General features: G+C 40.5%; 9 protein-coding genes. 5 read left to right on the forward strand and 4 right to left on the reverse strand.

Annotated elements, in window-relative coordinates; genetic code table 11:
* Positions 1 to 22: 22 nt before the first annotated feature.
* Both ACYTXL_RS09355 and ACYTXL_RS09360 read right to left on the reverse strand, forming a co-directional pair.
* On the reverse strand, positions 23 to 1,039 hold the full coding sequence (locus tag ACYTXL_RS09355) for a glycosyltransferase family 2 protein (protein WP_461924488.1): 1,017 nt from the start codon (positions 1,037 to 1,039) through the stop codon (positions 23 to 25).
* Between the two features lie 240 nt (positions 1,040 to 1,279).
* Positions 1,280 to 2,287 (reverse strand): hypothetical protein, encoded by a 1,008-nt coding sequence (locus ACYTXL_RS09360; RefSeq protein ID WP_461924489.1) that lies wholly within the window; start codon positions 2,285 to 2,287, stop codon positions 1,280 to 1,282.
* A 380-nt stretch (positions 2,288 to 2,667) separates the two neighbouring features.
* Here ACYTXL_RS09360 and gloB point away from each other — a divergent pair, with 380 nt between their 5' ends.
* The 4 genes from gloB (at position 2,668) to ACYTXL_RS09380 (ending at position 6,199) form a co-directional block, all read left to right on the forward strand.
* Positions 2,668 to 3,441 carry a hydroxyacylglutathione hydrolase gene (gene gloB, locus ACYTXL_RS09365; protein ID WP_461924490.1) on the forward strand — a complete coding sequence of 258 codons (774 nt, stop codon included), beginning with the start codon at positions 2,668 to 2,670 and terminating at the stop codon, positions 3,439 to 3,441.
* 239 nt (positions 3,442 to 3,680) lie between these two features.
* Entirely contained in the window at positions 3,681 to 4,139 is a 459-nt protein-coding gene (gene rplI, locus ACYTXL_RS09370) for a 50S ribosomal protein L9 (protein ID WP_461924494.1), read from the forward strand.
* Positions 4,140 to 4,290: 151 nt separating this feature from the next.
* On the forward strand, positions 4,291 to 5,652 hold the full coding sequence (dnaB, locus tag ACYTXL_RS09375; protein WP_461924491.1) for a replicative DNA helicase: 1,362 nt from the start codon (positions 4,291 to 4,293) through the stop codon (positions 5,650 to 5,652).
* 184 nt (positions 5,653 to 5,836) lie between these two features.
* Positions 5,837 to 6,199, forward strand: a complete 363-nt coding sequence (locus tag ACYTXL_RS09380; protein WP_461924492.1) for a hypothetical protein — start codon at positions 5,837 to 5,839, stop codon at positions 6,197 to 6,199.
* A 420-nt stretch (positions 6,200 to 6,619) separates the two neighbouring features.
* Here ACYTXL_RS09380 and ACYTXL_RS09385 read toward each other — a convergent pair whose 3' ends face one another.
* Both ACYTXL_RS09385 and ACYTXL_RS09390 read right to left on the reverse strand, forming a co-directional pair.
* Positions 6,620 to 7,141: an FKBP-type peptidyl-prolyl cis-trans isomerase gene (locus ACYTXL_RS09385; RefSeq protein ID WP_461924493.1), complete on the reverse strand. Its 522-nt coding sequence runs from the start codon at positions 7,139 to 7,141 to the stop codon at positions 6,620 to 6,622.
* A gap of 78 nt (positions 7,142 to 7,219) precedes the next feature.
* Positions 7,220 to 7,543, reverse strand: coding sequence for a phasin family protein (locus ACYTXL_RS09390; protein WP_100901084.1), 324 nt, complete (start codon positions 7,541 to 7,543; stop codon positions 7,220 to 7,222).
* Positions 7,544 to 7,850: 307 nt separating this feature from the next.
* Here ACYTXL_RS09390 and ACYTXL_RS09395 point away from each other — a divergent pair, with 307 nt between their 5' ends.
* Entirely contained in the window at positions 7,851 to 7,997 is a 147-nt protein-coding gene (locus tag ACYTXL_RS09395; protein WP_461924495.1) for a hypothetical protein, read from the forward strand.
* Positions 7,998 to 8,278 lie beyond the last annotated feature (281 nt).

The following is an 8,278-nucleotide window of genomic DNA, read 5'->3' on the forward strand; positions in this document are numbered from 1 at the left end:
CACTATTTGCATAACTGCTTTTTCATTTTTTAAACAAATTGATGAACTGGGAAAAAATCGAGATAATTTTTTGCGATCGCGGGCCTCGGTAGTTTTCATAAAGTACAAAACTGGGAATAATTAGCCTCGTTTGATAAATTAGCTTGAGTAAATAACTATGATTAATCTTGATTTTTTTATTTAATAAGTACAAAGGAGGGGAAAACATTTTAATTAACCGAGCAAAATTATCTTGCTCTTTTTCTCTAATTGCTTCTTTAAGCAAAAAATCTATACCTACTTGGCATAAAGGGATTAAATCATGATGCTTACTGCACACTGTCTCATATAACAAAATGTAATAAGCTTTCATATAAGACCAGTTATTAGTTCTATTAGACTGATGTTTTGTATAATATGCTCCGATCATCGGTGTGTAGACAAAATTAACATTGGCAATTAAAAGGTCTATTGTAAAATCTCTATCTTGCAGAGCTTTTAAGCGTTCATCAAATCTTTTTTTCTCCTGCACATCTCTACTCATCAATAGACATTGCTGAAGTAAGGGAAAGGGAGAATCAGCTAAAAAATCAGGAATGAGTAATCGTTCAATCAATTGCTCTCTTGATAAAGAACCAACTATATTTTCCTCTGTGTTGATAATTTCCTGTTCTTTGTCTATAAATACCCGTTCATAATCCGTATAAAAAACAGTATTTTCTTGAACATCCAAGGCAGTTAAATGATCTAATTGAAATTTAATTTTATCTTTATGAATCCAATCATCTCCATCTAGAAACTGAATCCACTTACCTTGTGCCTGTTTAAAACCAAAATTCCGACTTGAGGATACTCCGCCATTTTCTTTATAGAAGTAGCTGACTCTTGAATCTAGACTGATCAATTGTTGAGCAACTTCTTGTGTATTATCAGTAGAGCCATCATCTACCATAATACATTCAAGGTCAGTAAATGTTTGTGATAGTACGCTTTTAACTGAGCGTTCTAGGTAGCTAGCTTGATTAAAACAGGTAACAACGATTGAAACAAGTGGAGTCATTGATTAAACATTCTTCTTATTGAAAAGGTATAGTTCAAAATTCACGCCGGAGAAAATTAAGTAGGGGGAAATAAACTAAGTACAGTGTTACGTAAAATCGTGGCTAATTGAGGGTTGAAATTTAAACGCAAAGGGGAGGCAGCGCGTTGCGGGGGTTCCCCTCGTTGTAGCGACTGCCGTCGCGCACAGGGAAGCGCAGAGGCACGCGGAGAATTCGCTATGAACTAATTAAATGTTGTACTAAGTTGGTATTTTAATTGAGATGTTGGCACGCTGCAAGTAATATTTGAGGAGTGCTATATAGATGCGATCTCTTGATGGCAATGCATACTTTTTGTCAGCTTCACCGTCATGTGAACCCCAGATTACTGGGAAAGGATTTGGTTCCCAGACAATGAGGTTTCTCTGTTCGTCATAGCTGTAATCAAAAGCCATAAAATCAAAACCTAATGCTTTGCGTGCCTGCTGCAAAAGATGATGATTAGGGTCTTCTCCACTGAAATAAGCAATATCTTCTGCTATTATTGATTCATTAATTACGCGATTATCGTTGTCGCGTACTTCCCAAGATTTGGAAATCATTAAAGGGCCAGGGATACCTTCATCTCCCACAGCAAAGTAGCGATACTTACGATACAGACCATCTTTTTCCCTAACATCCAGAAATTCTACTGCAATCGGGGCAAGCATCTTTTCAAAAGGGATGTTTTCCAAGTCATCGAGATTTTGGACGAAAAAGATTTGGCAGCCATGCACCCAGTCTTCACGGATAAAGAAGGGAGTTGACAATCCTCCTTGTGTCTTTTTGAAAGTTTCTATATCAGTAATCGGCACTGTTTTGGCGGTGCGAATGCCCTCTACACTACCAATCCGCCGTGCTGCCAGCGATTTAATTGAATTTGAGAGGTTATCAATAGGATTAACAATGGGAATGTTGCGTTTTTTACATTCTGCTTCTATTGGTTGGGCATATTGATAAATATGCGGAAATCTTTCTTTGAGGGGATCTTGTAGCCAAGGTATAAATAGTGCATAACGATCCCAGTCATTTATCTCACAAGGTAGATAATGGAGTTCAAACAGATGTGCTGCCTCAGGTACATTTTGACTGACCCAATAAAGAAAGTAGTCATTGTATGTAGACTGGTGATCTGACTGTCGCACAACAAGGATGCGCTTGGGATATCGGACGTTGTTCACGGCATCCCGAATTGCCGAAATTACCTGTTGTCGAAATTCTTTGTACATAGAAGGTTTGTGACGTTAATATAGTCCTGGATGAAATTTTGATTCAGATGTGGGATATTTGGCGCTAAAAAAAATATTACTTGATTTTTGTTGACAAAACTTTCTCAGTATTATTATGCGATAACTAAGGTTTTATAGACTAGGAAATGGTTTTAATATAGGCTATCTCTTACTTTGAATTTTTTTCAGGGGAAGATGAATCAGGCTTTAATTTGTCATCAATTATCGGAAAGCGGATATTTTTAGTTAACCTTAGATATCAAGCTTCAATAAAAACCTAAATAAAGCTAACGTCATATTGGCTAGTTCGTCTACCGAAATTTCACGTAGAAATGAGATTTTTTGAGACTAGATATCCATTTATAAGGGAGGTAAAGGTAATGCAGGTAATCCGTCTTGAGGCACTCTCAGACAACTATATATTTTTGCTGTACGATGCACGGCAAAGTATCGCGGCTGTTGTCGATCCAGCTGAGGCTCAACCAGTATTAAAGAAACTGGCAAAATTAAAAGCTGAGTTGGTAGCAATTTTCAACACCCACCATCATAACGATCATGTGGGTGGTAATAAGCAGTTAATAGAAGAATTCCCCCAAGTGATAGTTAATGGAGGTGCTGAGGATCGTGGTAGAGTTCCCGGACAGCAGGTGTTTTTGCAAGAAGGCGATCGCGTCCAGTTTGCAGACCGCGTAGCTGAAGTTATCTTCGTTCCCGGACATACCCGCGCTCACATCGTTTACTACTTTCCCCCCGAAAAAGCTGGTGAGACAGGCGATTTATTTTGCGGCGATACTTTATTTTCTGGCGGGTGCGGTCGCTTGTTTGAAGGAACACCGACCCAGATGGTGGATTCTTTAAGCAAATTGCGATCGCTACCCGATGATACACGCGTTTGGTGCGCCCACGAATACACCTTAAAAAATCTGCAATTTGCCCTAACTGTGGATGGCGACAACGCCGACTTACAAAGGCGCTTCAATGAAGTGAAGGCTTACCGTAGTCGAGGAGAAGCTACCATTCCCTCGCTGCTGGGAGTGGAGAAGCGAACCAATCCCTTTTTACGTTGGGATCAGCCATCATTACAATTAACTGTTAAGAGTGGCGATGGAGTGCAAACCTTTGCGCAGATACGGGAAATGAGAAATAACTTTTAGGCATTGGGCATTGGGCATTGGAGAAAAGTTCATCTCCCTCATCTCCCCTACTCCCTACTCCCCACTCGCGGCATTCCTTCAATTTTCTAGCGATAATAGTTGCGATCGCACCCTTCCTTTCGCTAGGATCTGTAAGCTTTAGGGTATTTAGGCCAAGAAGCTTGGAATACAGCACTGACATTGTGAGCTATCTTACCCAAACCCAAATTAATCAGATTTTACAGGAAAAACAAAAACCGATGGCGAAACGTGTGCAGTTAGTTTTAAATCAGGATATCAGTAAGCTGGGAAAATCTGGCGACTTAGTGGAAGTAGCTCCTGGCTACGCTCGTAATTATCTGATTCCCCAGAAATTGGCAACCAATGCCACTCCTGGTATTCTCAAGCAAGTAGAACGCCGTCGTGAGCAAGAGCGTCAACGGCAATTAGAACTCAGACAACAAGCTCTTGAGCAAAAAGAATCTTTAGAAAAAGTTGGCAGCTTGACAATTGCCAAGCCAGTTGGTGAAAACGAAGCAATTTTCGGTACTATCACCACCCAAGATGTTGTAGATGCAATTAAGGCAGCCACCGGTCAAGAAGTCGATCGGCGTGGCATTACCATCCCCGATATTAACCACCTTGGTACTTATCAAGCCGAAATCAAGCTGTATTCGGAAGTAGCGGCGCAAGTGGATATTCAAGTAGTCGCTAGCTAACTCAGGAGGGGGACGCGGAGATGAGGGAGATGAGGGGGATGAGGGAGCAAGGGAAGCAAAGGTGAATAATAACTCTTAACTCCTAACTCCTAACTCTTAACTCTTAACTCCTAACTCCCGACTAGCTTTCATCTCAAAACTAAAATCGTTTATGGCTGAAGAACTAAGTTTTAAAGGCGATGGTAGCGATGCCTACGGCGGTAAACTACGCCTCCCACCACAAAATATTGAGGCGGAAGAAGCGATTTTGGGGGGTATTTTACTAGATCCAGAGGCGATTAGTCGAGTTAGCGATCGCCTCCTTCCAGAAGCTTTTTATATTAGCGCTCACAAAGATATTTATCAAGCAGCTGTGAGGCTCCATGCTCAAGGTAAAGCCACAGACTTACTCTCAGTCACAAGTTGGCTGACTGACCATGATATCCTTGCCCGCATTGGTGGCAGAAATAAGTTAGCAACTCTGGTAGACCGCACAGTGTCAGCCGTGAACATCGACGCCTTAGCAGGGTTAGTGATGGACAAATACCTGCGGCGGTGCTTAATTAAAGCTGGCAATGAAATTGTACATCTTGGTTATGAGACAGAAACCGAATTACCAATTGTTTTAGATCAGGCAGAACAGAAAGTATTCTCAGTTACTCAAGAGCGTCCGCAATCGGGTTTAGTTCACATTTCTGATACTCTAATTAATAATTTCCAGGATATTGAAGATCGAAATCAAGGCATTGCCTTACCTGGGATTCCCTGCGGATTTTACGATTTAGATGCTATGACTAGCGGCTTTCAGCGTTCTGATTTAATTATTGTCGCTGGCAGGCCATCAATGGGAAAAACCGCCTTTTGCTTAAACCTTGCTCATAATATCGCCGCTTCTTATAAATTACCAGTTGCTATTTTCAGCTTGGAAATGTCAAAAGAGCAACTGACGCAACGATTATTAGCTAGCGAAGCGCAAATTGAAAGTAGTTATCTGCGAACTGGACGCCTGTCCCAAACACAGTGGGAACCTTTAAGCCGTGCTATTGGTATCCTTTCCGAGATGCCGATTTATATTGACGACACGCCGAATATTACAGTTACACAAATTCGTAGTCAGGCAAGAAGACTGCAAGCAGAACAAGGAACTGAATTAGGTTTGATTGTAATAGATTACTTACAATTGATGGAAGGAGCAGGCGATAATCGCGTACAAGAATTATCAAAAATTACACGTCAACTTAAAGGTTTAGCGCGTGAATTATCTGTACCAGTTATTGCTTTATCTCAGTTAAGTCGAGGTGTGGAAGCACGCACTAACAAGCGTCCGATGTTGTCAGATTTACGTGAAAGTGGAAGTATTGAACAAGACGCGGATTTAGTAATCATGTTATACCGCGACGAGTACTACTCTCCCGATACTCCCGATCGCGGCATTGCTGAAGTAATTATAGCTAAACATCGCAACGGACCTACAGGTACTGCGAAACTTTTGTTCAATCCACAATTTACGAAGTTTCAAAATTTAAAAATTTAGCCAGATGAAATAATTATTTAAATCAATAACTTCGCCAAAAATAGAGGTAGTCTAGCTTTTGCCGAAATAGCCCAAAACAAGAGCGTGCAATACTCTGTGATGGTTCCCAAATTCAAGGAACTGTGCTTACAACAATCTTAAGGAAGAAAAACTACTGAGCATTATAAGAGGTCATTTTGATGATTTGCATTTTCCAGAATCTAAGATAGAAAGCTTTGACATTACTCAAGACTCTATTACAGTTAATATTAAAAAAGGACTTGAAATCTATCCTCCACATCCTTTATCAGCCACAAGTAAATTTGATGAACCATGTAAGGTCATATTTAAAGGAGTAATATCATCAAAAAGAATTTTTAATGAGTACAATGATGTACAAACTAAAGGCTTTCGACAGCACTTATTCAATAATGAATTCGATTATAGTTGTGATACTTGTGTAGATTATTCGGAATATTTAATTGAGGGCTTGTTCATAAAACCATTAGGCTGGATAGAATGGGAAATAACTGCGGCAGAATTTTATATTGATGATTTAAAAGATTAAACCATCACAATATTTTTATTTGAACAATGAACGAGCCTGATTTACTCATTAATGATGTATTTTTGGCGAATAGTCATTCTCTATTTGATATAGTCTTATATCCATAATTAACTGATGTTTAGGGGGAGCATCCACTTTTGGCAGATCGACTTTTTTAGACCAACCATATAGTAGGGTTTTTGACACCAAATAATTATGTTTCTTGCAAAAGTGGATGCTCCCCGTTTAGGTCTTTGGTATAGTCGCGGCAGTCTGATCAAAGTTAGAGATTGTTTATCTCATGTTTTCTAGCTGTACTTCTGTCCCGTCTATACTCTGAAATACCTAATTTATTTGATTGGGCATTGGGCATTGAGAACACAGACAAGAGAAACTTCTTTTAATAATTCCCCCTTGTCCCTAGTTCCCATGCCCCATTCCCTACTTAACTCCCAGCAATTCCACATCAAAATGCAGAATGGCGTTAGGTGGAATCACGCCACCAGCACCACGAGAGCCATAACCTAACTCAGGGGGGATGATTAACTGACGACGACCGCCTACTTTCATCGTGCTAAGTCCTTCGTCCCAACCTTTGATTACCTGTCCAACGCCAATTTTAAAGCTGAAGGGTTGGCCGCGATCGCGTGAACTATCAAACTTAGTACCATCTTCTAGAGTGCCGACATAGTGAACTTCAACCGTTTGTCCAGATTGAGGAGTCGCCCCAGTCCCCTCTTTTTCCTCGACGTACTTTAATCCCGAAGGGGTAGTTACGACATTAGCATCAGACATAGTATTGCTCGCAATTAGAGTATTATTTTCAGTTACAGTTGTGGGCGCTGGCGGTGTTTGGGTAAACTGGGCAGCAATGGCAGTATTCTGTTTACTGCTTACTTGCCCCACAACCAAAAGCACGACACATACCAGCATGAACGCCACGCTGAGGAAAATAGGTTTCAAAATCAGTTCTCCTTACTTAGGTATCCTGGCAAAAACATTACCAACAGGACACAATTAGTTTAAATCACAAAGGACATTCTAACGCCAAAGCTTATTTTCTAAATCACGGAGTTGACGCTCTAAACGGTCAATTCTGCCCCGCAGTTCGTCCACTTCCGACTGGCGAGCCACCCCCAAATCCTGCATCATATTTCGCATTTGCCGTTGCATTTGGACATCGAAGTTTCCCTGTTCCGACTTTAACTGCTGGGCAATATCATCTATTACCGCCTTAGCTTGCTCAGGATTTAGCTTACCGTCTTTAACTAAATCATCACTAACTTGGCGCAGTTTTTCTCCTACTAAAGACGTTGTGCCAAGACCCACCATCATTAATTGTTGCAACCAGTTGTTGCTATCCATACATTCCTTCCTCTTACTTATTTCAAACCAGCCGACCCTTGCTCCTGAGTGTAGGCAATCAAGCTATGCTAAAAGCGTAGTTATTCTAGCCTACATCTCTATTTTGGCAAATTAGCAAGCACAGGGTTCAAAGAGCGTGGTTATAGAACTCCTCAAGTTTAAAGTTACCCCATCCGTGAGAGATTATAATAAAGCGCCTTTTGTCAATCAGCTAAAATACTCAAAATAGTCTTAATAAGGTAAAAAAAATATTGTAACGACAAAATAACTTTGCAAGAAGCGGGCAACGTTGTTACGAGATAGAATTGTGAATTTATCTTTAATGGTGGCAGCAGTTTTAACACTATTGTGGCGACAAGTTCCTGGCGTTCAAGAGTTAAATCGTCTAGTGGTCAAAGCTCTACGAAAGCCAGTCTCCAAGCTGGATTTATCCCCTTTTCCTGCACCCTCTTGACAAACGTGCAATTACCTTAACCTCTCACCGATGCGGCGAACTCAATTTATGTTTCGTATTCTTAAATTTGCCCTTGGATGCAATGGCGGAAGAAGAACAAGCAAATTTAACGTTTACCAAACCTGAAAAAATGGTTCGTCGAAATCTTTTGTAATTCTGCTTGATTAGTCAAAACTTGACGATTCTCAACAATAACAAAAGCCTCCTCAAATGATGATGAGGAGGCTTGAGTAGAATTATGAATCCTGGCATCGAGCTATTTTTGCGTAGGGCTACCCCTA

The sequence above is a fragment of the Nostoc sp. genome, from assembly GCF_054880495.1.

Bases quoted from the DNA above. Each gene is read 5' to 3' on its own strand.
- ACYTXL_RS09360 (WP_461924489.1), bottom strand. From the start codon at position 2,287: ATGTACAAAGAATTTCGACAACAGGTAATTTCGGCAATTCGGGATGCC.
- ACYTXL_RS09355 (WP_461924488.1), bottom strand. From the start codon at position 1,039: ATGACTCCACTTGTTTCAATCGTTGTTACCTGTTTTAATCAAGCTAGC.
- dnaB (WP_461924491.1), top strand. From the start codon at position 4,291: ATGGCTGAAGAACTAAGTTTTAAAGGCGATGGTAGCGATGCCTACGGC.
- ACYTXL_RS09390 (WP_100901084.1), bottom strand. From the start codon at position 7,543: ATGGATAGCAACAACTGGTTGCAACAATTAATGATGGTGGGTCTTGGC.
- rplI (WP_461924494.1), top strand. From the start codon at position 3,681: ATGGCGAAACGTGTGCAGTTAGTTTTAAATCAGGATATCAGTAAGCTG.
- gloB (WP_461924490.1), top strand. From the start codon at position 2,668: ATGCAGGTAATCCGTCTTGAGGCACTCTCAGACAACTATATATTTTTG.